Annotated in this window: 22 protein-coding genes and 1 pseudogene; 12 read left to right on the top strand and 11 right to left on the bottom strand. The window is 57.1% G+C overall.

The features are described 5' to 3' along the window. Window positions 1-2: 2 nt before the first annotated feature. Window positions 3-1070, top strand: a complete 1068-nt coding sequence (locus ACQG2Q_RS11575) for an oxidoreductase (protein WP_063849227.1) — start codon at window positions 3-5, stop codon at window positions 1068-1070. Window positions 1071-1112: 42 nt separating this feature from the next. Here the strand turns inward: ACQG2Q_RS11575 and cybB are convergent, their stop codons facing one another. The 3 genes from cybB to ACQG2Q_RS11560 form a co-directional block, all read right to left on the bottom strand. After that, window positions 1113-1643, bottom strand: a complete 531-nt coding sequence (gene cybB, locus ACQG2Q_RS11570; protein WP_023300059.1) for a cytochrome b561 — start codon at window positions 1641-1643, stop codon at window positions 1113-1115. Between the two features lie 508 nt (window positions 1644-2151). After that, window positions 2152-3591, bottom strand: a complete 1440-nt coding sequence (gene aldA / locus ACQG2Q_RS11565) for an aldehyde dehydrogenase (protein WP_022648058.1) — start codon at window positions 3589-3591, stop codon at window positions 2152-2154. 199 nt (window positions 3592-3790) lie between these two features. Further along, window positions 3791-4585, bottom strand: a complete 795-nt coding sequence (locus ACQG2Q_RS11560; RefSeq protein ID WP_426759166.1) for a YdcF family protein — start codon at window positions 4583-4585, stop codon at window positions 3791-3793. A gap of 391 nt (window positions 4586-4976) precedes the next feature. Here ACQG2Q_RS11560 and ACQG2Q_RS11555 point away from each other — a divergent pair, with 391 nt between their 5' ends. From ACQG2Q_RS11555 to ACQG2Q_RS11535, 5 genes and pseudogenes are all read left to right on the top strand, one after another. Then, window positions 4977-6296 carry an MFS transporter gene (locus ACQG2Q_RS11555; protein ID WP_426759165.1) on the top strand — a complete coding sequence of 440 codons (1320 nt, stop codon included), beginning with the start codon at window positions 4977-4979 and terminating at the stop codon, window positions 6294-6296. A gap of 158 nt (window positions 6297-6454) precedes the next feature. After that, the gene (locus tag ACQG2Q_RS11550; protein WP_063849228.1) at window positions 6455-8107 is read left to right on the top strand and encodes an MFS transporter; all 1653 of its coding nucleotides are present in this window, start codon (window positions 6455-6457) and stop codon (window positions 8105-8107) included. Window positions 8108-8129: 22 nt separating this feature from the next. Further along, entirely contained in the window at window positions 8130-9212 is a 1083-nt protein-coding gene (locus ACQG2Q_RS11545; RefSeq protein WP_032624299.1) for an HlyD family secretion protein, read from the top strand. Continuing rightward, window positions 9209-10588 carry an efflux transporter outer membrane subunit gene (locus ACQG2Q_RS11540; RefSeq protein ID WP_063849229.1) on the top strand — a complete coding sequence of 460 codons (1380 nt, stop codon included), beginning with the start codon at window positions 9209-9211 and terminating at the stop codon, window positions 10586-10588. Before ACQG2Q_RS11545 ends, ACQG2Q_RS11540 begins: the two co-directional genes overlap by 4 nt. A gap of 61 nt (window positions 10589-10649) precedes the next feature. Beyond that, window positions 10650-11090, top strand: a pseudogene (locus tag ACQG2Q_RS11535) (O-methyltransferase); the annotation flags it as partial. A gap of 82 nt (window positions 11091-11172) precedes the next feature. Here ACQG2Q_RS11535 and hrpA read toward each other — a convergent pair. Beyond that, a complete protein-coding gene (gene hrpA / locus ACQG2Q_RS11530; protein ID WP_063849230.1) occupies window positions 11173-15075 on the bottom strand; it encodes an ATP-dependent RNA helicase HrpA in 3903 nt (1300 codons plus the stop codon). A gap of 203 nt (window positions 15076-15278) precedes the next feature. On the opposite strand from hrpA, the gene azoR reads away from it, so the two are divergent. Both azoR and ACQG2Q_RS11520 read left to right on the top strand, forming a co-directional pair. Continuing rightward, the gene (azoR, locus tag ACQG2Q_RS11525; RefSeq protein ID WP_022648050.1) at window positions 15279-15884 is read left to right on the top strand and encodes an FMN-dependent NADH-azoreductase; all 606 of its coding nucleotides are present in this window, start codon (window positions 15279-15281) and stop codon (window positions 15882-15884) included. Between the two features lie 89 nt (window positions 15885-15973). Then, entirely contained in the window at window positions 15974-16660 is a 687-nt protein-coding gene (locus tag ACQG2Q_RS11520; protein WP_023300051.1) for an RluA family pseudouridine synthase, read from the top strand. A 7-nt stretch (window positions 16661-16667) separates the two neighbouring features. Here ACQG2Q_RS11520 and ACQG2Q_RS11515 read toward each other — a convergent pair whose 3' ends face one another. After that, entirely contained in the window at window positions 16668-17207 is a 540-nt protein-coding gene (locus tag ACQG2Q_RS11515) for a DUF2058 domain-containing protein (protein WP_022648048.1), read from the bottom strand. Between the two features lie 168 nt (window positions 17208-17375). On the opposite strand from ACQG2Q_RS11515, the gene ACQG2Q_RS11510 reads away from it, so the two are divergent. Both ACQG2Q_RS11510 and ACQG2Q_RS11505 read left to right on the top strand, forming a co-directional pair. Then, a complete protein-coding gene (locus tag ACQG2Q_RS11510) occupies window positions 17376-18350 on the top strand; it encodes a DUF1852 domain-containing protein (RefSeq protein WP_048966909.1) in 975 nt (324 codons plus the stop codon). 26 nt (window positions 18351-18376) lie between these two features. Next, on the top strand, window positions 18377-19405 hold the full coding sequence (locus ACQG2Q_RS11505) for a methionine synthase (RefSeq protein WP_023300049.1): 1029 nt from the start codon (window positions 18377-18379) through the stop codon (window positions 19403-19405). 3 nt (window positions 19406-19408) lie between these two features. Here the strand turns inward: ACQG2Q_RS11505 and ACQG2Q_RS11500 are convergent, their stop codons facing one another. Beyond that, window positions 19409-20341, bottom strand: a complete 933-nt coding sequence (locus ACQG2Q_RS11500) for a LysR family transcriptional regulator (protein ID WP_046621637.1) — start codon at window positions 20339-20341, stop codon at window positions 19409-19411. A 98-nt stretch (window positions 20342-20439) separates the two neighbouring features. Here ACQG2Q_RS11500 and ACQG2Q_RS11495 point away from each other — a divergent pair, with 98 nt between their 5' ends. Together ACQG2Q_RS11495 and ACQG2Q_RS11490 are read left to right on the top strand one after the other, a co-directional pair. Beyond that, window positions 20440-20874, top strand: coding sequence for a DMT family transporter (locus ACQG2Q_RS11495; protein ID WP_003857304.1), 435 nt, complete (start codon window positions 20440-20442; stop codon window positions 20872-20874). 4 nt (window positions 20875-20878) lie between these two features. Next, window positions 20879-21337 carry a DMT family transporter gene (locus ACQG2Q_RS11490; protein ID WP_063849231.1) on the top strand — a complete coding sequence of 153 codons (459 nt, stop codon included), beginning with the start codon at window positions 20879-20881 and terminating at the stop codon, window positions 21335-21337. On the opposite strand, the gene ACQG2Q_RS11485 is transcribed toward ACQG2Q_RS11490, so the two are convergent. The 5 genes from ACQG2Q_RS11485 to ACQG2Q_RS11465 are packed head-to-tail and all read right to left on the bottom strand — an operon-like array spanning window position 21334 to window position 24806. Further along, complete coding sequence (locus ACQG2Q_RS11485) at window positions 21334-21867, bottom strand: DUF3833 domain-containing protein (RefSeq protein ID WP_023300045.1); 534 nt, start codon at window positions 21865-21867, stop codon at window positions 21334-21336. The genes ACQG2Q_RS11490 and ACQG2Q_RS11485 overlap by 4 nt on opposite strands. Further along, on the bottom strand, window positions 21864-22388 hold the full coding sequence (locus ACQG2Q_RS11480) for a hypothetical protein (protein WP_063149986.1): 525 nt from the start codon (window positions 22386-22388) through the stop codon (window positions 21864-21866). Before ACQG2Q_RS11480 ends, ACQG2Q_RS11485 begins: the two co-directional genes overlap by 4 nt. Further along, window positions 22385-22870, bottom strand: coding sequence for a DUF2878 domain-containing protein (locus ACQG2Q_RS11475; RefSeq protein WP_023300043.1), 486 nt, complete (start codon window positions 22868-22870; stop codon window positions 22385-22387). The genes ACQG2Q_RS11480 and ACQG2Q_RS11475 overlap by 4 nt, the downstream gene beginning before the upstream one ends. Next, the gene (locus ACQG2Q_RS11470) at window positions 22867-24087 is read right to left on the bottom strand and encodes an SAM-dependent methyltransferase (RefSeq protein WP_063849232.1); all 1221 of its coding nucleotides are present in this window, start codon (window positions 24085-24087) and stop codon (window positions 22867-22869) included. Before ACQG2Q_RS11470 ends, ACQG2Q_RS11475 begins: the two co-directional genes overlap by 4 nt. Then, window positions 24084-24806 (bottom strand): DUF1365 domain-containing protein, encoded by a 723-nt coding sequence (locus tag ACQG2Q_RS11465; protein WP_063849233.1) that lies wholly within the window; start codon window positions 24804-24806, stop codon window positions 24084-24086. The genes ACQG2Q_RS11470 and ACQG2Q_RS11465 overlap by 4 nt, the downstream gene beginning before the upstream one ends.

Raw genomic sequence — 24806 nt, 5'->3', positions numbered from 1 at the left:
TCATGAATAAAGTGAAGACAATGAATATTGCGCTGATCGGGTATGGTTTTGTGGGTAAGACGTTTCATGCCCCGCTGATCCAGTCCGTCGACGGCCTGAAGCTGGCGGTGGTCTCATCCCGGGATGAAGAAAAGGTCAAACGCGATCTGCCGAATGTCCTCGTTGTTGCCACCCCTGAAGAGGCTATTCAGCACCCGGATATCGACCTGGTGGTTATCGCCTCCCCTAACGCGACCCATGCGCCGCTGGCCACCCTGGCGCTCAACGCCGGCAAGCACGTAGTGGTGGATAAGCCATTTACGCTGGATATGCAGGAAGCGCGAGATCTGATTGCGCTTGCGCAAGAAAAACAACGCCTGCTCTCTGTCTTCCATAACCGCCGCTGGGACAGCGATTTTCTCGGCATTAAGCAGGTGATTGAGCAAGGCAGTATCGGCAAGGTAAAACACTTTGAATCGCATATCGATCGTTTCCGCCCGGAGGTTCGCGTGCGCTGGAGAGAGCAAAATGTTCCCGGCAGTGGCCTGTGGTTCGACTTAGGCCCGCACATGATTGACCAGACGCTACAGCTTTTTGGTCTGCCGCTGTCGGTACAGGGCAACATCGCCACCCTGCGTGACGGTGCGGAAATTAACGACTGGGCGCACGTGGTGCTGAACTATCCTGAACACAAAGTGGTCCTCCATTGCAGCATGCTGGTGGCAGGCGGCGTTGCCCGCTTTACCGTCCACGGCGATAAGGCCAGCGTGGTGAAAGCGCGCATCGATCAGCAGGAAGCCCAGCTTCTGGCAGGCGTCATTCCGGGTAGCGAAAGCTGGGGGGAGGACAGCGACGCTATGGTGCTGTTTAATGCCCAGGGTGACGCCAGCGCTATCCCTGCGCCAAAAGGCGACCAGCGGCAGTACTATATAAACGTGCGCGATGCCCTGAACGGCAAGATTGACAATCCGGTCCATCCGGTGGAAGCCCTGGCGGTGATGGCGGTGCTGGAAGCGGCGGTAAAATCTTCAGAAACGGGTACAACTCAGGAACTGGACTTAACGGCGCAGGAGCGCGCGCAACTGCAATAAGCCGCAAAAAAAATGCCCTGCGGGTTGGCAGGGCATTATCGGTCACTGACGCTTTTTCGGCATCATGCGCAGCAGCGTATTGTCTTTCCAGAAATAGTGATGCATCAGCGCGGCAAAGGCGTGCAAACCAATCACAAAATACCCCAGATTCGCCAGCGTTACGTGCCACGCTTTTAGCGTATCCACCAGGTCAAAATTCCCCTCCGCCGCATGCGGCATCGTCAGGCCAAACGCAAACCAGTCATTTCCCCGGTTATACATCATCACCATGCCGATCAGCGGCAGCGCAATAAACAGCAGGTAGATAACCAGATGCCCCAGATGGGACAGCCCGGTGATCATCGCTTTTGGTTTCGGTTGAATGGGCGGAGCCGGGAACTTCAGGCGGATAAGCAGGCGCGCCACCATCAGCACCAGGATGCTGATCCCGCAGGAAACGTGGATCATATTAATAAGCGGACGATCGGTTCGCGGGAACCAACCTCTGAATTCCATGGCGCAATAGGCCATAATAACTAACAGAAAAACCAGCCAGTGAATGCTGATTTGCAGACCCGTATATTTTGTGCGCATGTTGTTTCCCGATAAATAACAGTTATCGCGCCAACATAACCACCTTTCCTGAAAATGTGAACCCCCTTTTACGGAGGGCCGAGTATTCCCAGTTATCTGAAATCAGAAGCATTAACGTGCCTTCAGAATAACGGAGGGATTACAGCGATGCCCAGGTCCTGCTGTAAATCGCTGAGGCGTTTGCCTTCCGGCCGGGGCGTGGCGCAGGGATGCGCCGAGAGGGCGGGCTTTACAGGGATGTTACCTCCGCCCGTCCCCGATAAGCCGGAAGGAATAAGCCGAAGGGACCGCGAAGCGGCGATTTACCGCCGGGAGCCCGGGTCGCCAGGGTGGTGGCGACTGAGCCACCCTGGCACGTTCACCGGTCATTTTGTTACAGAGTAGCAAGGAACCTAAAGTGAACGGAATGACCACCAGAGCCGTATGTTCCCCTCACCCTAACCCTCTCCCCAAAGGGGCGAGGGAACTGCTCCGTGCACACATTATCTCGCATGGAGGGGGCTCCTGATTACGACTGCAAATAGACTACCTGCGTCTGCAAATACTCATTCAGCCCGTGTTTGCCATCCGCCCCGCCGATCCCGGATTTCCGCCAGCCCGCATGGAAGCCCTGCATCGCTTCAAAGTTTTCACGGTTAATGTAGGTCTCGCCGAACTTAAGCCCTTTAATGGCTTTCATGGCGACATTCAGATCCTGCGTATATACAGACGAGGTTAAACCGTAGTCGCTGTCGTTGGCCATTTTCAGGGCCTCTTCCAGGGTGTCGAAAGCCACTACCGGCAGTACCGGGCCAAAGGTCTCTTCGTGCATGATGGCCATGTCCTGATGTACGTCCAGCAGCAGCGTTGGGGGATAAAAATACCCTTTGCCCTCTGCCGCTTTACCGCCAAGGACCACTTTAGCCCCTTCCTGCACCGCGCGCGCCACCTTCTGCTCCACACGCTCCAGCGCGGCGGCGTTGATCAGCGGCCCCATGCCGATATCCGTTCGCTCAGCCGGATTGCCAAACTGGACGGCTTTCATTGCCTCGCCCAGACGATTCACAAAGCGGTCGTAGATCCCCTTCTGAACATAGACACGTTCCGCGCAGTTACACACCTGTCCGGTATTGATGACGCGTGAATCCACAATGGCCTTCACGGCCAGCTCGAGGTCGGCATCGTCCATCACGATGGCCGGGGCTTTACCACCCAGCTCCAGCCCCACTTTGGTGATGTTTTTCGCAGCCGCAGCCATGATCTTTTCACCCGCCCCGACGCTGCCGGTCATGCTGACCATCGCCACTTTCGGGTTCCCGGCCAGCTCCTGTCCGACGGTTTCACCGCGGCCCAGCACCAGGTTGAAGACGCCTTTCGGCAGGCCAATCTCGTCGACGATTTTGGCAAACGCAATGGCGTTGTTTGGGGTAAATTCGCTCGGTTTGATAACGATGGTGTTGCCGGTGATTAGCGCAGGAGCGAGCTTACGGGCAATCAGGAAGAAGGGAAAGTTCCACGGCAGAATGCCGGTGGTGACGCCAAGGGCGCGCTTAAACACCAGAATATTCTCGCCCGGACGGTCGCTCTGAATGATTTCCCCTTCATAACGGCGCGCCCACTCGGCCATATAGTCGATATAGTCAGCGGTAAAGTTAACTTCCACTTCCGCCAGCTGCTGGATCTTGCCCCCTTCGGCCACAATCAGCGCGCTGATTTCGCTGACGCGCTCGCGGATCCCGGCGGAAATTTTGCGTAGCCAGCTGGCGCGTTCAATGGCAGGCAGCGCCTCCCAGCCAGCCTGCGCGCGCTCTGCCGCGTCAATGGCCTTGCGGGCGTCCTCGGCGGTGCCGTCGGGAATACGGGAAATGACCTCTTCCGTGGCCGGATTGATCACGTCAATCCAGGCATCACCCTGCCAGGCAACAAACTGTCCATCAATATACATAGGATGTTGTACGGGTACTGTCATAACCTGCTCCTGTAATCACACTGTTTTTAACAAGTAAACTTAATGTTAAAAACTATAATTACCGGGGCAATTGCCTACTCTATGAGTCTGTTTTTGTGAGATATCTCATAAAAGAAACGGGTCAGCCCGTTTCAAAAATCACAAATCGGCAACAAAGGCTGCCCGTTTGCGTAAAAGATGGCGCAAACGGGCAAGAGCATTACAGCAGAGAACGGCTCACCAGCGCGTCGGTGAGAATGACGTCGTTTCGCAGGATCTGCCACGCGGCGTCCACGTCGGCAGGGATATCGACATGGGCAATGAAATCACGTCCCGCCGGACCGTAGCCGTTGATGTCGTCCCTGAGTCGCGGAAATTCACCCAGCACCAGCGACAGGTAACGTTCTACCGGCCATAACCCCTCGACCGGGCCGCTGAACGCCAGACCGTCGTCACTGTTTTGCAGCACGGGCGTCAGGCCGGGATGACTCATCCATGCGGGCGATGCAGCCTCGTCGCGGCAAACGCGGGCAAACGTAGCCATTGTGCGACGCTGCATCGTCGGGTCCTGCACGACCAGCACCCGGGCGGCGTTCAGTCCGGACTGTTTAATCAACGCCCGGCTGAAGCGGGCGTTTTCGCCACAGTTGGTCGACTGATCCTCAACGTGAAGATGCTCAGCCGGAATGTTCCAGAATTCACGGGCGATGTCGGCCAGAATAGCCGCCTCAGCCCGCCCGGTGGTGGGTATCTTGTTATAGCGGGGGTGCTTAGCTATCGCGGCGTAGAGGAAGGTCGTCGAGTGACCGATCCCGCCGCTGATGATCAGAGGAACCCCCTGTTCAGCCGCGATTTTACAGGCAGCATCAATCGCGGGGATCACCGCGTTACCCGCCAGAATCACCAGATCAACGGGCTGGTTGTCCTGATAGTCGTCCTGAGCAAGCCACGCCCCAACGGTATTCACGGCGTCGAGGGTGGTGCCAGGCAGACAGGGGAAAAGTGCCATTGTCATCGTTACCTCCTTACAGCATAAATCTTTAGAGTACTTCACACAACGGGGGTGAAAAGGAGATCACTCTGAAAGCCGAGGTGCTCATTACGCTGCATATTTGTCATTTTGATGAAATAACCAGAAACATCCAAAAACAATTGGGTTGCACCCTGAGTTTGTGCTTTTGATTATCTGCCCTTCAACACATCCTGCCACAACAGCGTGCTGAAAAAGCACCAGTTGCTGCTTAATCCATCGTGATCTGACCCGTTTTAGTTCTGGCTGACTTGCCAAACGTAACATCCAACCCTAAGTTGCTTAACAATTTCACAACCATTACACACCGACAGGTTGCACCTGAAGCGCGCCAGGTAACACCTCTATTATCATCCACGTGGCGGAGTTTTGAGTCATGACACAACATGAGAGCACGACAACGGTATTGCGGAAAAACAAAAAGGTATTAATTGCCAGTCGTACGGGAAGTTCTATTGAATGGTTTGATTATTTTCTCTATGGCACCGCTGCCGCGCTGGTGTTTAACAAGATATTCTTTCCGATGGTCGACCCGGTAATCGGGCTGATCCTCTCCTATCTCTCCTTCTCGTTGACCTTTTTTATTCGCCCCATTGGCGGCGTTCTCTTTGCACATATCGGGGATCGTATCGGTCGCAAAAAAACGCTTGTCCTCACCCTTTCATTGATGGGAGGTGCAACCGTGATGATTGGCCTGCTGCCCACCTACGACATGATCGGGATGTGGGCGCCCGCGTTGCTGATCCTGATGCGTATTATTCAGGGGATGGGTATCGGCGGTGAATGGGGTGGCGCGCTGCTGCTGGCTTATGAGTATGCTCCAGAAAAACGCAAAGGCTTCTTCGGCAGTATTCCGCAGGCGGGCGTTACCATCGGCATGTTGATGGCGACATTTATCGTCTCGCTAATGACGCTGTTCAGCGAAGAGGATTTTCTCTCCTGGGGCTGGCGCATTCCGTTCCTGCTCAGTTCCGTGCTGGTAATATTGGGGCTTTGGATTCGGAAAGATATTGACGAAACGCCTGATTTCCAGAAAGTGAAAAAATCCGGCCAGGTTGCGAAAGCTCCGCTGCGCGACACCATAAAACACCACTGGCGTGAAGTGCTAATTGCCGCCGGGCTTAAGGTTGTGGAGACAGCACCGTTCTATATTTTCTCCACGTTTGTGGTGAGCTACGCCACTACCACCCTGACCTATCAGAAATCCCAGGCGCTGGAGGCAGTAACTCTTGGCGCACTGGTCGCCACTATCATGATCCCGCTGATGGGGCTGCTCTCCGACAGGGTTGGCCGCCAGCGTATGTACGCCGTCAGTGTCTTCGTGCTCGGCCTGTTTATCGTGCCCTGGTTTATGCTGCTGAATACCGGTACCACCTGGGGAATTGTGCTCGCGACCGTTATCGCTTTTGGCGTACTGTGGGCACCGGTGACGGCAGTTCTCGGCACGCTTTGCTCTGAAATTTTCAGTGCCAACGTTCGCTACACCGGTATCACGCTGGGTTATCAACTTGGGGCCGCGCTGGCGGGCGGAACGGCACCGCTAATAGCTACCGGACTGCTGGCGAAATACGACGGCGACTGGGTACCCGTGGCCTGGTATCTGGGCGTGACGGTCGCTATCTCCCTCATTGCAATTTTTTGTGCCAGCCGCATCAACCGTGAACGCCACCTTCAGGCGCAGCCGGAACAGCGATAATATTATTGCGGCTCCGTTCGCGAGCCGCACTTTTTCTTCATCATTCCCTCTACATTTGATTAACATACAATATTCGTATTCACTTGAATTATGATTTGCGTCAGCCGTAGAATCATTAGCCCGCTCACAATTCAACATTTTGAAAGGTAAACCCCGTTATGCGCCTGCCCCAACGCGATCCTTATGCTCCTCGCGAGTGGCAGCCACACGAGAAACCCGCTCTGCTGGGTTCCCCTTCCACCCCGGAACATCCGACGTCGAAACGGATCGCCTATGGCGTGGTCGGCCTGCTGGTGTGTCTGACCGGGGCGCTGGGTAACGCGGTCGTCACCGCCAATCTGCAAAATCTGCAAGGCACCTTCGGCGCCTGGTCAACTGAAATCGCCTGGCTGCCTGCCGTCTATGTCATGACCAACGTCTCCATCAACCTGCTGCTGGTAAAGTTTCGCCAGCAGTACGGTTTGCGCGCGTTTACGGAAGGCTTCCTGGTGCTGTATGTGCTGGTCACCTTTTTCCACCTGTTTGTGAACGATCTCAGCTCGGCGCTGATGGTACGGGCGGCACACGGGATGGTCGCCGCCGCGCTCAGCTCGCTCGGCATTTATTACCAGATACAGGCCTGGCCCGCGAAGCACCGACTGAAGGCGCTGACCATCGGCATTACCGGTTCGTCGCTGGCGATACCGCTGGCGCGGCTGTTCTCCACCGAGCTGTTGCAGCTTGATGAGTGGCGTGGGCTGTACTTCTTCGAGCTGGGTTTGGCCCTGATCTCACTGGCCTGCGTGATGGTGCTGAAACTGCCCCCGGGCGATCGACGCAAAGTTTTCGAGAAGAAAGATTTCATCACCTTCTTTTTGCTTGCGCCCGGTATGGCGCTGTTGTGCGCGGTTCTGTCGCTAGGGCGTCTGGAATGGTGGTTTGAAACACCGTGGATCGGCTGGGCGTTGGCTCTCTCGCTGGTGCTAATTGTCTGTGCAATCGTCTTTGAACATAACCGCACCAACCCGCTGCTCAATACCCGCTGGCTGTCCAGCGGCAGCATCGTACGCCTGGGTTTGATTATGCTGCTGATCCGCATCGTACTGGCGGAACAGAACACCGGCGTCATCGGCTGGCTGCAATATGCGGGCCTACAGAATGAACAGATGACCCATCTGGCGTGGTCTATTTTCGCCGGAATCGTCTGCGGTATCGTCACCAGCTGTCTGACGATCAAACCCACTAAGCTGGCCTGGCCGATTATCACCTCGCTGGCGCTGATGATTGTTGCTTCGCTGCTGGACAGCCAGTCCAACAACCTGACCCGGCCGGATCAGCTGATGTTCAGCCAGTTCCTGCTTGGTTTCGGCAGCGCTTTCTTCCTCGCCCCTGCGATGCTGGCCGCCATTGGCGGGGTGATCGCCGAACCACGCAATCTGGTCAGCTTTTCCGTAATGTTTGGCATGAGTCAGAACCTTGGTGGCCTGCTGGGTTCTGCAATCCTTGGTACCTTCCAGACCTGGCGCGAGAAGTACCATTCCAGCCTGCTGGCTGACCAGCTCACCACCCTCAACCCGCTGGTGAACGAACGCATTCAGCTTTACACCCAGATGTATAAAAGCCTGGTTGGCGACAGTTCCCTGTTGGGAACCCAGGCCATTATTCAGCTTCAGACGGTGACGACGCTTGAGGCAAACATTCTGGCTTACAACGATACTTATCTCCTGACGGCGAGCATTGCCACAGCCACGCTGGTCTGGATTTTATGGCGCTTGCTGCGCCTGCGCATCACCGCCCGTATGGCCCTTAAGAACGCCACTGGCAATAAGTAATGACTATTTTTCAGGAGAAGTTATGAGTCAGCAGGATGCCGCCAAAGAGCAGGCCAACACCCGCAAAAATGTACGCGTCGTTTCCATTTTCACCGCCGCGGCTATCGGCATTGTCGGGGTGCTGGTGATCCTTTATGCCTGGCAGTTGCCCCCGTTCACGCGTCATACCCAGTTTACTGATAACGCCTACGTGCGCGGCCAGACCACGTTCATCAGTCCGCAAGTCAACGGCTACATTACTGAGGTCCATGTTCAGGATTTTGTGCAGGTTAAAAAAGGCGACCTGCTGTTGCAGATTGATGACCGGATCTATCGCCAGCGCGTCCATCAGGCCGAGGCGCAGCTGGCAATGAAAATTGCTGCGCTGAACAACAACCTGCAACAGCGTAAAAGCGCGGAAGCGGTGATCGCCAAAAACGAAGCGGCACTGAAAAACGCCCGTGCCCAAAGTCTGAAAACCCAGGCGGATCTGAAACGCGTGAAGGATCTGACCGCAGACGGCTCCCTGTCCATTCGCGAGCGCGATGCGGCGCTGGCCAGTGCCGCCCAGGGGAGCGCCGATATCGACCAGGCGAAAGCAACGCTTGAGATGTCGCGCCAGGATCTACAAACGGTTATCGTCAATCGCGCTTCGCTGGAAGCGGACGTTGAAAATGCGAAAGCCGCGCTGGAGCTTGCGCAGATCGATCTGCAAAACACCCGCATTGTCGCGCCGCGTGACGGTCAGCTCGGGCAGATTGCGGTGCGTCTTGGAGCGTACGTCACCGCCGGGACGCACCTTACCACGCTGGTCCCGCCGCAGCACTGGGTGATCGCCAATATCAAAGAGACGCAGCTGGCGAATTTACGCGTCGGACAGCCAGTGAAATTCACCGTCGATGCGTTAAACGATAAAGCCTATCAGGGCCGCGTGGAGAGCATATCCCCGGCCACAGGCGTCGAGTTCAGCGCTATCACCCCGGATAACGCCACGGGCAACTTTGTTAAAATCGCCCAGCGCATCCCGGTACGCATTGAGGTACTCGGTGAGCCGGAGGCGTACCGGCTGCTGCGCCCTGGCATGTCGGTGCAGGTCACCATCGACACGCGGGAGGCAAAACAATGACGCTTCGCCCGATAGCCGGCCTGCTGATGATGGCTATCCTAGCGGGTTGCCAGTCGGTTGACGTTGAGCCCGCCACATCGTCCCTGCATATCCCGGCCCAGTGGCGCGCGACGTCGGGGCCAACCAGCCCGACAGAGCAGCTCTGGTGGCGTAATTTCCACGACAGCAATCTGAATCACTATGTGGATCAGGCGCTGAAGAACAACAGCGACGTGCTGATTGCCCGCGAGCGGATTAATGAGTATCAGGCCCGGGTATACGCCGCCGACGGCAGCCTGTTCCCGTCGCTTGACGCGGGCGTGACCGGGACGCGCGCGCGCTCGCAGTCCGCCGCCACAGGCCTTCCGGTATACGGTACGTTGTACAAAGGCAGCCTGACCGCCAGCTACGACGTGGATATCTGGGGGGTAAACCGCAGCACCTCCCGTGCCGCCGAAGCGTCTCTGGAGGCACAAAAGGCGGCGGCCGCGGCGGCAGATCTCACGGTCGCATCGTCGGTGGCCTCCGGGTACGTCACTCTCCTGTCGCTGGATGAACAGCTTCGCGTTACCCAGTCCACGCTGAAATCGCGTGAAGAGGCGTTCAACCTTGCTAAACGACAGTTTGAGACGGGATACAGCTCTCGCCTTGAGCTGATGCAATCGGATTCTGAGCTGCGCGCCACCCGCGCTCAGGTTCCACTGCTTCAGCACCAGATTGCGCAGCAGGAGAATGCGCTTAGCCTGCTGCTGGGCAGCAACCCGGGTAACGTTGCGCGCGGTGAAAGCTTTGATGCCCTGACGCCGCTGAAACTGCCCTCCCAGTTGCCGTCGACGTTACTGAACCGGCGTCCGGATATCGTCCAGGCTGAACGTCAGCTGATTGCGGCGGACGCGACGCTGGCGGCATCGCGTGCCAGCCTGCTGCCGTCGATCAACCTCACGGCCACAGGATCGGTGCAGGATCGCACGCTGTCGGGATTGCTGGATAACCCCCTCCAGCTCTGGAGCGTGGGCGGCAGTATTCTTGCGCCGCTGCTGAACCGACAGGCGCTGAATGCACAGGTGGATATCTCCCAGTCTCAGCGTAATCAGGCGTTGTACAGCTACGAAAAAACCGTACGTAATGCGTTTGCCGAGGTGAATGACAGCCTTGATGCCATCACCCGTTATCAGGAACAGCTTACCGAGCTGCTGGCTCAGCAGGCGGTCGCGCAGGAGACGCTGCGGATAGCGCAAAACCGCTACCGCAACGGGTACTCTTCTTATCTGGATGTGCTCGATGCACAGCGCACGCTGTTCTCGGTGCAGACCAGCGTGGTACAGGTGAAAAACAACCTGCTGCTGGCGCAAATTGATTTGTATAAAGCGCTGGGCGGCGGTTGGGTCAGTGCGTGAAAACATGCCGGGTGGCGGCTACGCCTTACCCGGCCTACATTTCGCCTCTGGCGATACCCCCATGGCGCGCGCCCTGCCGCCGGACGGAAAGTTGATTACGCTAGAAGCGGACCCGACACATGCCGCAGTTGCACGACAGAATATTCATCTTGCGGGACTCGGCGATCGTATCGAACTGATTACAGGCCCGGCGCTAAAGTCGCTCAAGAATTTCGGTGACGTCCCGCCCTTTGACCTGATCTTTATTGATGCCGATAAGCCAAACAATCCCGGCTACCTGGAATGGGCGCTGCACTACTCCCGTCCCGGCACGGTCATAATCGGCGATAACGTGGTGCGCGACGGCGAGGTGGTTAACGGGCAAAGCGACGATGCACGCGTGCAGGGGGTACGGAAGTTTATCGAGATGACTGGAGATAACCCACGCTTAACCGCCACCGCGCTGCAAACGGTGGGCGTTAAGGGGTGGGATGGGTTTACGCTAGCGATGGTGGAACGATAAAAAGCCGGGTGGCGGCTACGCCTTACCCGGCCTACATGTTCTCCCGTAGGCCCGGTAAGCGTAGCGCCACCGGGCAATGGTTTTAGCCGGAGATCTGCTCCATCGCCTGCAAGATACGCTTATCCGAAATGGGATACGGCGTACCGAGCTGCTGGGCGAAGAAGCTGACGCGCAGCTCCTCGATCATCCAGCGGATCTCCCGCACATCGTCATCATCGCGACGCGCTGGCGGCAGTTTGTTGAGCCACTGCTGCCACGCCTGCTGCACGTTTTCGACTTTCAGCATCTGCGCTCGATCGCGATGCGGATCGACCGCCATTTTCTCCAGACGCTTCTCAATCGCCTGCAAATAACGCAGCGTATCACCCAGACGCTTAAAGCCGTTGCCGGTGACAAAGCCGCGATACACCAGCCCCGCCATCTGCGCCTTCACGTCCGACAGACCCAGGGCCATGGTCATATCCACCCGCCCCTTCAGGCGCTTGTTGATATTGAACACGGCGGTGAGGATCTGCTCGACCTGTTTGGCAATCTCCACCACGGTGTCGTTCAGCTCCGCGCGCACCTTTTCATGAAGCTGAGCAAAGCCCTCTTCCGTCCAGACCGGACCGCCCGCCTCGTGGATCAGTTTGTCCACACCGCAGGAGATGCAGTCGTCGATCAGATCCAGCACCTTACCGTACGGGTTAAAGTAGAGCCCCAGCTTGGCTTTGTTCGGCAGCTTCTCGTGCAGATACTTAATCGGCGACGGGATGTTAAGCAGCAGCAGGCGACGCAGCCCGCGCCACATCATCTGCTGTTGCTCCTGCGGATTGTCAAAGAGCTTAATCGCCACGCTGTCGCGCTCATCTACCAGCGCGGGCCAGGCTTTCACCTTGTAGTTCCCGCGCTTCTGCTCATAGCTTTCCGGAAGCTGACCAAAGCTCCAGATGTGCAGCCCGCTCTGCTCAATACCGTCATCGGCCACCGCAGAGAGCGTCTCCTGGACTTTACCTTTCAGCGCTTCTTTCAGCTCCGTCAGAGAATGGCCTTCGAGCAGCTTTTTGTTTTTATCGTCCACTACGCGGAATGTGATTTTCAGGTGATCGGGCACCTGATCCCAGTTCCAGTCGTCGCGGTCAATGGTGGTCCCGGTCATGCGTCGGAACTCACGCTCCAGTGCGTCCAGCAGCGGCAGTTCCAGCGGCGTGACGCGGCCTAAAAACGCTTCGGCGTAGTTCGGCGCCGGTACAAAGTTGCGCCGCACTGGTTTAGGCAGGGATTTGATTAATGCAATGACCAGTTCGCGGCGCAGGCCGGGAATTTGCCACTCAAACCCGCGCTCATCCACCTGGTTTAACAGCGGCAGCGGAATGTGCACCGTCACGCCATCGGCATCCGCGCCCGGCTCAAACTGATAGGTCAGACGCAGCTTCAGGTTGCCCTGATGCCAGAAATTCGGGTAGTCGAGCTTGCTGACCGACTCCGCGCCCTCTTTGATCAGCATGCTCTTTTCAAAGTTGAGCAGGTCCGGGGTCTCTTTGCTGGCTTTCTTCCACCAGCTGTCGAAATGGCGCGCCGAGATCACATCGTGGCTGATGCGCTGGTCGTAAAACTCAAACAGCGTTTCGTCGTCCACCAGAATGTCGCGGCGGCGGGACTTGTGTTCAAGCTCTTCCACCTCGGCGCGCAGCTTCAGGTTTTCGCGGAAGAACGCATGGCGCGTCTGCCAGTCGCCTTCCACCAGCGCATGGCGGATAAACAGCTCGCGACTCAGCGCCGGGTCAATCTGGCTGTAGTTAACCTTACGCGCTGCAACCACCGGCAGGCCGTAAACGGTGACTTTTTCCGTCGCCATCACCGCGCCCTGCCCGCGCTCCCAGTGCGGCTCACTGTACGAGCGTTTCAGCAGGTGCTGCGCCACCGGCTCAACCCACTTTGGATCGATACGCGCGGCGATACGCCCCCACAGACGGCTGGTTTCCACCAGCTCGGCAACCATGGTCCACTTCGGCGGCTTCTTGAACAAACCGGAGCCCGGGAAGATGGAGAAACGCGCGTTGCGTGCGCCGGTAAATTCCTGTTTATCCGCATCCTTCATCCCGATATGGGACAGCAGGCCGGTCAACAGGGCAATATGAATTTCGCGGTACTCCGCCGGTTCACTGTTCACCGGGATGCCCAGCTCTTTCACCACCTGGCGCAGTTGGGTGTAGATATCCTGCCACTCGCGCACGCGCAGGTAGTTGAGGAAATCCACCCGGCACTGACGGCGGAACTGATTCGAAGAGAGCGCTTTTTGTTGCTCGCCGAGGTAGTTCCACAGGTTGACGAATGCGAGGAAATCGGACTCTTTATCGTGGAAGCGACGGTGTTTTTCATCCGACGCCTGCTGTTTGTCCATCGGACGCTCGCGCGGATCCTGAATGGAGAGCGCCGAGGTGATGATCATCGCCTCGCGCACGCAGCCGTGTTTTTGCGCCTCCAGCACCATTCGCGCCAGACGCGGGTCGACCGGCAGTTGGCTAAGCTGGCGGCCCAACGGTGTTAGCTTGTAGGCCGTCGCCTGCTCGTCGGTAGTTATGGCCCCCAGCTCTTCCAGCAGCCGCACCCCGTCCTGAATATTGCGCTTATCCGGCGCTTCCACAAACGGGAAGGCGGCGATATCGCCCAGCCCCAGCGCGGTCATTTGCAGGATAACGGATGCCAGGTTGGTTCGCAGGATCTCCGGATCGGTAAACTCCGGGCGCGACAGGAAATCGTCTTCCGAATAGAGACGAATACAGATCCCTTCCGACACGCGGCCGCAGCGGCCCTTACGCTGATTAGCTGACGCCTGCGAAACCGGCTCGATCGGCAGACGCTGAACTTTGGTTCTGTAGCTGTAGCGGCTGATGCGCGCCGTACCCGGGTCGATCACGTATTTAATGCCCGGTACGGTCAGCGAGGTTTCGGCCACGTTGGTCGCCAGCACGATGCGGCGCCCGCTGTGCGGCTGGAACACACGGTTCTGCTCGCTGTTGGACAGGCGCGCGTACAGCGGCAGGATCTCGGTATGGCGCAGATCGCGCTTGCTGAGCGCATCGGCGGTATCGCGGATCTCACGCTCGCCGCTCATGAAGATCAGAATGTCGCCAGAACTCTCGTTGCCCAGCTCGTCGACGGCATCGAAGATGGCCTGAAGCTGGTCGCGCTCGGTATCGTCCGCCTCTTCAACAATCGGGCGATAGCGCACTTCAACCGGGTAGGTTCGGCCTGAGACTTCAATGATCGGCGCATTGTTGAAATGTTTTGAGAAGCGCTCCGGGTCGATGGTCGCGGAGGTGATGATGATTTTCAGATCCGGACGCCGGGGCAGCAGCTCTTTCAGGTAGCCGAGCAGGAAGTCAATGTTCAGGCTACGCTCGTGCGCTTCATCGATAATGATGGTGTCGTACTGCATCAGCAGACGATCCTGCTGGATTTCCGCCAGCAGGATACCGTCGGTCATCAGCTTAACCATGGTGTTATCGCTGACGTGGTCGCTGAATCGCACCTTGTAGCCGATGCAGCCGCCCGGCTCCGTTTGCAACTCGTCGGCAATACGGTTCGCCACGGTGCGCGCCGCCAGACGACGCGGCTGGGTGTGACCGATCAACCCTTTCACCCCGCGGCCTAATTCCATGCAGATCTTCGGCAGCTGAGTGGTTTTACCTGAACCGGTTTCCCCCGCGACGATCACCACCTGGTGGTCGCGCACGGCCTCAAGAATGTCCTGTTTTTTCTGGCTGACGGGCAGGTTTTCCGGATAGGTAATCTCCGGGCGTGCGGCTTCACGCAGCACAACTTTCCCAGCCGCCTGTTCAATCTCTTTGGCCATCTCCTGGTAAATGGCCTGTTGTGCATCAGGATTTTTAACCTTCTTAACGCCGTGCAGACGGCGCGCAAACCGCTGTTTATCGCGCAGCATCAGCGAATCAAGCTGTTGCATCAGCACCGGGAAGGATAATTTCTGTTGTTCTGTCATAGCGTTAACGGGCAGTGCACTGCCGGATAAAATCTCTTTTTAATGATTGCTATAGAGTACCACATCAGTGCTTTTCGCGCCTTATTCAAAAAATTCGAACATAGGCTTCGATATATTGCGCTATCCCTGTGGCAGGATTGTGAATAAAGTGTCAACAAGCAACGGGGCAACCCCCTCAATCAAATACAAAACAGGAAATTCCCATGAGCAAAGTATTAGTGTTGAAATCCAGTATTCTGGCAGGGTATTCACAGTCTGGTCAGCTGGCTGACTATTTCGTTGAACAGTGGCGTGAACAGCACAGCGCGGATGAAATCACCGTGCGTGACCTGGCGGCAAACCCGATTCCTGTGCTGGACGGCGAGCTGGTTGGCGCGCTGCGTCCGAGCGATGCGCCTCTCACCCCACGTCAGCAGGAAGCCCTGGCGCTCTCCGACGAGCTGATTGCTGAGTTGCAGGCCCACGACGTTATCGTGATCAACGCCCCAATGTATAACTTCAACATTCCTACGCAGCTGAAGAACTACTTCGACCTGGTGGCGCGCGCTGGCGTAACCTTCCGTTACACCGAGAACGGCCCGGAAGGTCTGGTGAAAGGTAAACGCGCTATCGTCCTGACCAGCCGCGGCGGTATTCACAAAGATACCCCTACCGATCTGGTCGCACCGTACATGACGCTGTTCCTGGGCTTCATCGGCATTACCGACGTGAACTTCGTGTTCGCTGAAGGTATCGCTTACGGCCCGGAAGTGGCCACCAAAGCGCAGACCGACGCGAAAGCCGCTATCGACAGCCTGGTCGCAGCCTAAATTTTCCCCCTCTCACCGCCCGGTGGGAGGGTTTTTCTTTCCCCCGTATTTCGTTATCATCCGCACCCACTCTCCAGCCCGGCGGCCTGATGTCTGTCATTATCGATACGTTTATTGCACCACCCTGTCACGACGACATTGAGATCCTCTGGCAGGACGAGCATCTGCTGCTGATCAACAAACCCTCAGGTCTGCTCAGCCTGTCCGGGAAAAATCCGCAAAACCGCGATTCCGTCCACCACCGTCTGGTGCAAACCTTTCCCGGCTGCACGCTGGTGCATCGTCTTGATTTTGGCACTTCGGGTCTGATGGTCATTGCACGTAACAAAGCGATTAACGCCGCGCTTTGCCACCAGTTCAGCCAGCGCGCCGTGACCAAGGTTTACACCGCCCTGTTGTGCGGACATGTGGAACAGGACGAAGGGACCGTGGATGCCCCGATTGCCAAAGATCCGGCGCTGTTTCCGCTGATGACGATCTGTGCCCGCACCGGTAAGCCCGCTCGCTCCCGCTATCGGGTGATGGAACGTATTTACCAGGATACGACAATGCCGTTGACGCGGGTTGAGCTTACCCCGGAGACCGGGCGCACCCACCAGCTGCGCATTCACTGCCAGCAGTTAGGCCATCCTATTCTGGGGTGCGATCTGTATGGGGGTCTGGAATGGCCGGGGGCGGAAGAAACGCCCCGGCTGATGCTGCATGCAAGCGTTCTGAGTTTTATTCATCCGCTGAGCGGCGAGACCATGAATGCCCGTCACGCCGCGCCATTCTGAACGAGGTTTACCACATTAAATCGTCAGGGATTTTGAAGTCTGCGTACGGATCGTCTTCGTCCTGCTCTTCCTGACTCAGCGCGCTGTTAAGCACAATGCTGTCCGCATCGCGCTGGGCAATTTTATCCGCCACTACCGCCGGGATAATCGCGTAATCACAGTCGCCATTCGCGTTAATCACCAGTCGGGCAATCGCCAGACGACCGTTGATCAGCTGGGTTTGCGTCTGCTTATCGACGTCGATTTTTTTGATCAGGCTGCCATCGGTAAAGTTAAAGGTAATGTTGCCCTTCGCCACGGTGATGCGGTTCATCTCAATCAGCTGCTTCACCTGCGCCCTGAACTCTTTTGCCAGCACCGCCTGTTTTTGCTGTTCGCTCAGCTGCTTATCACGCTCCAGCTGGGCTTTCTTGTTCTCTTCAACAGCCTCTCTCGCCTCGCGAGCCTGGACGCGGGATTTTTTTGCCGTGCGCTGAACCTTCGCCATCTTTTTACTGCTGACTAAGCCCGCTTTCAGCATCTGCTCTTGTAGGGTGAGTTTTGTCATGATCGTTTAAACCGGTTGGAAATGTCGGGGGATTATACCTGAATCGCGCAGTTCATGAAGAACCCTCATGACGCAGTGAAATTAAGTCACTTCCCCTGCGCCAGTGGCTCAGGCATAAATTATGCATTGATAACGTTTAGGCAACATGAACTTAGGATGCATAACCAAATGAGTCAGGCTTTCACATTTACCCTTAAGCGCAGTTGCTTTGATGAAAATTATAACCCGTCAGAAAACACGCGCACCACCACCAACTTCGCCAACCTGGCGCGTGGCGAGAAGCGTCAGGAGAACCTGCGCAATACGCTGGTGATGATCAACAACCGCTTTAACGCGCTGGCGAGCTGGGATAACCCAAAATCCGACCGCTATGCCGTCGAGCTGGAGATTATTTCAGTCGATATGAATATCGGCGGCGATTTTACTTTCCCGGCCATCGAAATTCTGCAAACGACGATCGTGGATAAAAAGACCCACGAGCGCATCGAAGGCATCGTCGGGAATAACTTCTCATCCTATGTTCGTGACTATGATTTCAGCGTCCTGCTGCTGGAGCATAATAAAGATCAGCCCCGTTTTACCCTTCCCGAGAATTTTGGCGAGCTGCACGGCAATATCTTTAAAAGCTTCATTCATTCTGCGGAATATCAGGCGAACTTTAAAAAAGCTCCGGTGATCTGCCTGAGCGTCTCCAGCAAAGACACCTATCGTCGTACCGGTAACCACCACCCGGTGCTGGGGTATGAGTACCAGCCGGACGGCGAGTCGCTAACGGAACAGTACTTCGCGAAGATGGGCCTCAAGGTTCGCTATTTCATGCCGGAAAACAGCGTCGCGCCATTTGCCTTCTTCTTCACCGGCGATTTACTGCGTGATTACACCAATCTGGAACTGATCGGCACCATCAGCACCATGGAGACGTTCCAGAAGATCTATCGACCAGAAATTTACAATGCCAATTCCGCTGCGGGACAGTGCTATCAGCCCGACCTGAATCAGCAGGATCACTCATTAACAAAAATCGTCTATGACCGTGAAGAGCGCAGCCGGCTGGCCATTGAACAGGGTAAATATACCGAAGAGCGGTTCATCAAACCCTATAAAACCCTTCTTGAGCAGTGGTCTCATCACTTCACGCTTTAATTTAATACGAATAAAAGGTTCTTCTTATGAAAACATTGCTCCCGACATCGACGGCTGGCAGCCTGCCGAAACCCACCTGGCTTGCGCAGCCGGAAACGCTCTGGTCGCCGTGGAAACTCCAGGATGAGGAATTACTGGCAGGGAAACAGGATGCGCTGCGTTTGTCTCTGGATGAACAGATTCGCGCCGGGATTGATATCGTCAGCGACGGGGAACAAACCCGCCAGCATTTCGTCACCACCTTTATTGAACATCTCAGCGGCGTGGATTTTGAAAATCGTCAGACGGTGCGCATCCGTAACCGTTACGATGCGAGCGTGCCGACCGTGGTAGACGCGGTGGCGCGCCAGAAACCGGTGTTTGTAGACGACGCGAAATACCTTCGCCAGCTGACGGACAAGCCGATCAAGTGGGCGCTGCCTGGCCCGATGACCATGATCGACACGCTATACGATGCACACTATAAAAGCCGCGAAAAGCTGGCCTGGGAGTTCGCAAAAATTCTTAATCAGGAAGCCCGCGAGCTGGAGGCGGCCGGCGTTGACATTATTCAGTTCGACGAACCTGCTTTTAACGTCTTTTTCGACGAAGTGAATGACTGGGGCATCGCCGCGCTGGAGCGCGCCATTGAAGGGCTGAAATGCGAAACCGCAGTCCATATCTGCTACGGGTACGGCATCAAAGCCAATACGGACTGGAAAAAAACGCTCGGCTCCGAGTGGCGCCAGTATGAAGAGGCGTTTCCAAAGTTGCAGACCTCAAAGATCGATATCATCTCGCTGGAGTGCCACAACTCGCGCGTGCCGATGGATCTGCTGGAGCTGATCCGCGGTAAAAAAGTGATGGTCGGGGCAATTGATGTTGCCACCCAGACCATCGAAACGCCGGAAGAGGTCGCCGATACGCTACGCAAGGCGTTGCAGTTTGTGGATGCAGACAAGCTCTATCCGTCCACCAACTGCGGCATGGCTCCCCTTTCCCGCCAGGTCGCCAACGGTAAGCTGAAGGCATTAAGCGCCGGGGCTGACATTATCCGTGGCGAGCTTGCCCGCTAACCTTCAGGTTTGCCAGTACAGCGGCGTACCGAACCGCTCAATATAGTAGTCAATCACCGCCCTGACGTTCAGGGGCGGATGACGCGCGTTCGGGTAAATCGCCGCAATCGTCAGTGGCTCCGTATTAATAGAACACTCCATTTCCGGCAGCAGTGCCACCAGCTCACCGCTTTTGAGCCGTTCGCTCACCATCCAGTCCGGGAATAGCACAACGCCCATGCCGCCCAGCGCCGCAATCAGGAGCGTTTCCGCGTTATTGGAAGTCATCAGCGGTACGATGGGATAGTGAACCCACGCCTCGCCCGGCTGCCGGATTAGCCAGCGGTTAGGCCCGGACGAACCGCGGTAAACCAGACAGTGGTGACGACTGAGATCGTCCGGCCCGTCGGGCGCGCCATGTTTTTGCAGATAGTCCGGCGAGGCCGCCAGATGGTAGAACTGCTGACCGAACACCCGGGCGTGAAACGAGGAGTCCGTCAGCGCGCCGATGCGGAAGATAACGTCCGCGGCGTCGCGGTGCGGATCGATAAAATCGTCGGTGAGGGTCAGTTCAATGGAGAGACGAGGATAACGCGCCAGAAGCCCCGGCAGGCCCGGCGCGATGTGCCGTTGTCCGAAAAAGACCGGGCCATTGATACGCAGCGTGCCCGACGGCTCGCGGGCGCGTTCATCCAGCTCGCGTCGCGCATCCTCCAGATTTCCGGCCATCGCCCGGGCATAGCGCACAAAAAGATGCCCGCTCTCTGTGGGCATAATCGCCCGCGTGTTGCGGTAGAAAAGCTGTTGCCCGAGGGCGTCCTCAAGCTGGTGGATCATGCGGGAAACCTGCGACGCAGAAATCCCTTCCCGCCTCGCCACCACGGAAAAATTCTGCGTTTCATAAACGTCGATGAAGATCAGCAGCGCGCGAACGCTGATATGTCCGGCATCCATCATTAATGCATTTCCTGCACAGGTGTTTCCTGCATTATGGCATTTTTCTCAATGATGTTCAGACGTAATCTTCTCCGCCTGGAAAAAGGAGAAAAAGCGTTATGCACATTATTTTAATTTTACTGGTGATTGCCGGCGGCATGGGGCTGTCCGTGGAAGCCGGGCTGCTGGGGCCGCTGGGCGCGGAGGTGGGCGACCTGTGGGCGGCGTTCAGCATATTTAGCGTGGGAACCGGGCTGACGTTTCTGCTGATGCTGTTTTTCAGCCCCCGCAACAGTCCCTCATTTTTTGCGCAGCCGTCATGGCACCTGCTGGGCGGCGTGCTCGGCCCGGTCTACGTCATCATTCTCACCATTGCCACGCCAGCGATCGGTATTGCTATGACGATGATCGGCATTCTGGCAGGCCAGGTCTTTAAAAGCCTGATTATTGACCACTATGGCCTGCTGGGTACGCCGCACCGCAGGATTGATACAAAACGCATTATTGCGCTGGGATTTATCATCGCCGCGCTCATTCTCGTGGCGCAGGGGTAACGTTATGACAGTGATTATGATTATTCTGGCGGTGATTGGCGGCGCGACGCTGAGCATTCAGGCTGCCGTTAACGGGCAATTAGGCAGCAGCGTGGGGGTATTCAAAAGCGCGTTTCTGACCTTTTCCGTCGGCGCGCTGGTAACCGCCCTGCTCATTTTCTTTTTTGAGCCGAAACAGGCGGTCAGCCTGATGGATGTGCCCAAGTGGCAGCTTCTGGGCGCCCTGTGCGGCGTGCCCTATATAGTGATTATGGTGCTCGCGGTGCAGCGTATCGGCACCGCCGTTGCCACGGTAGCGGTGATCCTGGGTCAGCTGGCCATGAGCATGCTGATTGATAACTTTGGCTGGCTGAACAATGAAGCCATTCCGTTTTCAGCGAGCCGTTTCGGGGCCGTGGTCTGCCTGAGTATCGCGCTCTTCTTCATCTACTCAAGCAGTAAACCTCAGCCCGAAGAGGATTAACCGCCCTCTTTGCGGGTAAAGAACAGCGTCACCGTGGCGACGGTGACGCCAAATTTCTTCATCTCGGTTTTATTGAACAGACGGGTGCTGTCCTGCAAATACATCCAGTCATCAAAGTGCAGCAGCCAGGTTTTGCCGTCCGCCTTCACGTTCATGCTGTAGCGCCAGTTAAGGGCGTTGCCCGAAACCTGACCTGTCGCGACACCTTCTATGTCACCCGCCGTGCCTTCGTAACGATCGTGGCCAATGCGGCGGATATGCCAGACGCGCTTTTGCTTCTCGCCGTCGTCATAGACAAAATGCTCGTTCAGCGTCAGCGTATCGCCGATAACATCTCCGGCGATCTCGACGTGAAAACGGCGGATCTGCTTACCGCTGCGGTCCTGCACCATCCCCCACGCCTCGGTTTTGCCCTGGAAGTAGTGGAAAATATCAAGCCTTGGCTGCTGCTGACGATACTCGGTCACTTCTGTGCTGCACCCGGCCACCAGCATTGTCAGTGTAAGCGCCATTAACAGGAATCGTTTCATTGTGGTCCTCCGATTAACTGCTGACGCAGTTCAGGATACTCGGTGCGGGGATCGAGCCAGATCGCCAGAAAGCGCGAGCTAAACGCTGCCGACTGGCGCGGCCCGAGGGGCGTAAATTTTTTCTGCGACGCCGTGGGGCGATACCAGAATTGCCCCTGACCGTTATTAACCACAAACGCGAGCTGCGTGCCGGGCGTGACGTCGGGCCAGAGCGCTTTTAGCATCCGTAGCCAGGCTTCACTCTGCGGCGCCTGCTGCAAAATGCCCTGCGCCTGCCACTGGTCGCGGGTCGCCTCGACCAGGTCGTCGCCATCGATATCCCGGGCATAGGTGATAATCAGCGCGTTATCGCTGTCTGTTCCTGTATAGCTGCCGTCGGGCGTCAGCAGCTGAGAGGTATAAACGGTAAACGGCCCCCAGGTGAGGGTGGCATCGCCTACCTTGCGCCAGCTCAGCCAGTCAGTCGCCTGCGCGTTACAGGCCATAACGGTTAGCGCGAGCGCAAGTAACAGATGTCTCATTGTTGTCTCCCCATCAGCAGGTGGAAAAACAGCATCAGCACCAGCCAGCCCGGGATCATCCAGCTGACGACGATAAAAGTCGGCTCCAGGAACGTGATGGCCCCCAGACGCTCGCCAAACAGGTAGGCCAGCGGCCCGCCCAGGGTCGCCAGAGCCGTCAGCAGCCAGCCCGGCAAGGTGGTCGTGCGGGTCAGTTGCGTCCAGACGGTGGCAAACATCAGCCACAGCGCCACCATCCATAACGGCATCAGAGACGTGCCAGTGAATGAAATCAACCCCGTCAGCGCCCAGAGGGCGTCCAGCATCGCGCCCGACGCCGCCAGCACAAGGGCGTATACCCGGTGTGATGGCGGTAACAACAGCCAGGCAATCAGCGCCAGCGCGATCCAGATGACCAGCCCCTGCTCGCGAAACAGCACCACCAGCGTCCAGTAGAGATCAAACCCGATGGCCAGCAGAAAGACCTGCCCGTAGCGCTTCATACGCGTTCCGCAGTCAGCTGCACCACGCTGATGGTGCGGGCGTTAAACCCGGCTTCACAGTAGCCGAGGTAGTACAGCCACATCCTACGGAAACGGTCATCAAATCCGAGCTTTTCAATCTCCTGCCAGGCGTGAACGAAGCGCTGACGCCAGTGCGCCAGCGTGCGGGCGTAGTCCGGCCCCATATCGAAGAGGTTACGCACGACAAAATCGGTATGGCGGGTCATCAGTTCATTCATGGCGGTGATGCTGGGCAAAAAGCCGCCGGGGAAGATGTAGCGCTGAATAAAATCGACGCTTTTGCTGTAGTCGCGATAGCGCTGATCCTGAATGGTGATGGCCTGAATCGCCATCCGCCCGCCCGGACGCAGACGCGCCTGGCAGGTGCGGAAAAACGTTGGCAGGTAGCGTTGGCCGACGGCTTCAATCATCTCAACCGACACCAGCTTATCGTACACTCCGGTCAGATCGCGGTAGTCGCAGAGCAGCACCTCAACGCGATCCTGTAAACCTGCCCGCGCGATCCGCGCGGTGGCCCACCGGTACTGCTCCTGCGATAGCGTGGTAGTTGTTACCCGGCAGCCATAATGACGGGCGGCATATTCCGCCATCGCCCCCCAGCCGGTACCAATCTCCAGCAGATGATCGTTTGCGGTGAGCGCCAGTTGGTCGCACAGCCTGGCCATTTTTGCCTGCTGAGCCGCTGCCAGATCCTGCTCTTCCCCGGTAAACAGCGCGCTGGAGTAAAGGAGTTGTTCATCAAGGAAATGGGCGTAAAAGGCGTTGCCCAAATCGTAATGGGCGGCAATATTTTCCCGTGCCTGCGCGCGGGAGTTGCGCCGCATCCAGTGCCGTAGCCGCTCTACCGGTTTCCCGAGCAGGCGAAACCCTTTTTCCAGTTGCCCGAGGATGTGGCTATTGCGCGCTATCAGCTCCAGCAGCGGCGTCAGGTGGGCCGTCTCCCAGTCGCCATCCATCCACGCTTGTGCCGCGGCGAGGCTGCCCCCGGTTAGAATGCGCCAGTAGACGCCCGGCGCGAGTACCTGCACCTCAGCGTGAAGCGCGGTGGAGGCGTCGCCGAACTGGAACGTCTGCGCGCCTTCACGCAGCGTCAGCGAGCCGCCGCGCAGCCCGTTCAGCAGGCGAAAAAGCAGCCATCGCGCGACGCGGACGTTGCGCGGGATATCGGGTTCAAGCGCAAAGACGGGATCGGTCATGAGCGTTCACTCCTGCTTAGGGGATGGTTATGCAGCGGCACGCGCTTCAGCCACAGCCTGAGCGCCTGCCAGTAAATAGCGAGAACGGTTTTGAGGGTCATCAACGGGATCCGCGCCAGCAGCGACCGCAGCGCTGCGCGCGTCAGCGGCTCCCGGCGCAGCGTCAGAGTGGCATCAAACACCTTCGTCTCCTGATGGTTTTCGATATGCATGCGCAGCGTGCTGGCCGGACTGTTGAAGCGCCAGTGGTAGACCATGTCCATCGGATTAAAGGGCGAGACGTGAAACGCTTTTTCCGTCGGCGGGGCGTCCCGCCCCGCTACCGCGTAGTAGTGTCGTTCATTCCACGGCGTGTTGCGGACTTCGGCGAGAACCCAGCGCAGGGTGTCTTCCCCGTCATAGCAGTAGTAAAAATTGACCGGGTTAAAATGAAAGCCGAAATAACGCAGTTGGGTTAGAAGCATGACCCGCCCCGCCGGGCGTTCGCCGGTCAGATTTTCCAGACGCTCAAGGATGCACTCTTTGAGCGGCGTGCCCAGCGGGTAGTCCGCATCATAAAATGCCGCGGGCGCAACGCGGTTACGGCGCACACCGACGGAGGGCAGCGCGTCCAGCTCATCGAGATCGAGCCAGGCCATAAAGACGCTGTAGGTAAAGTGGTGCGCTTTTGGCGAAAGACGGCGATGGCGCAATGTGCCGTGGTAAAGGCAGCTGTTCAT

It is taken from the genome of Enterobacter cloacae complex sp. 370H10 (genome assembly GCF_050031535.1).
Classification (GTDB): Bacteria; Pseudomonadota; Gammaproteobacteria; order Enterobacterales; family Enterobacteriaceae; genus Enterobacter; species Enterobacter intestinihominis.
Note: the sequence above shows the minus strand (reverse complement) of the source record. Positions and strands in the feature narration are given on the sequence as shown.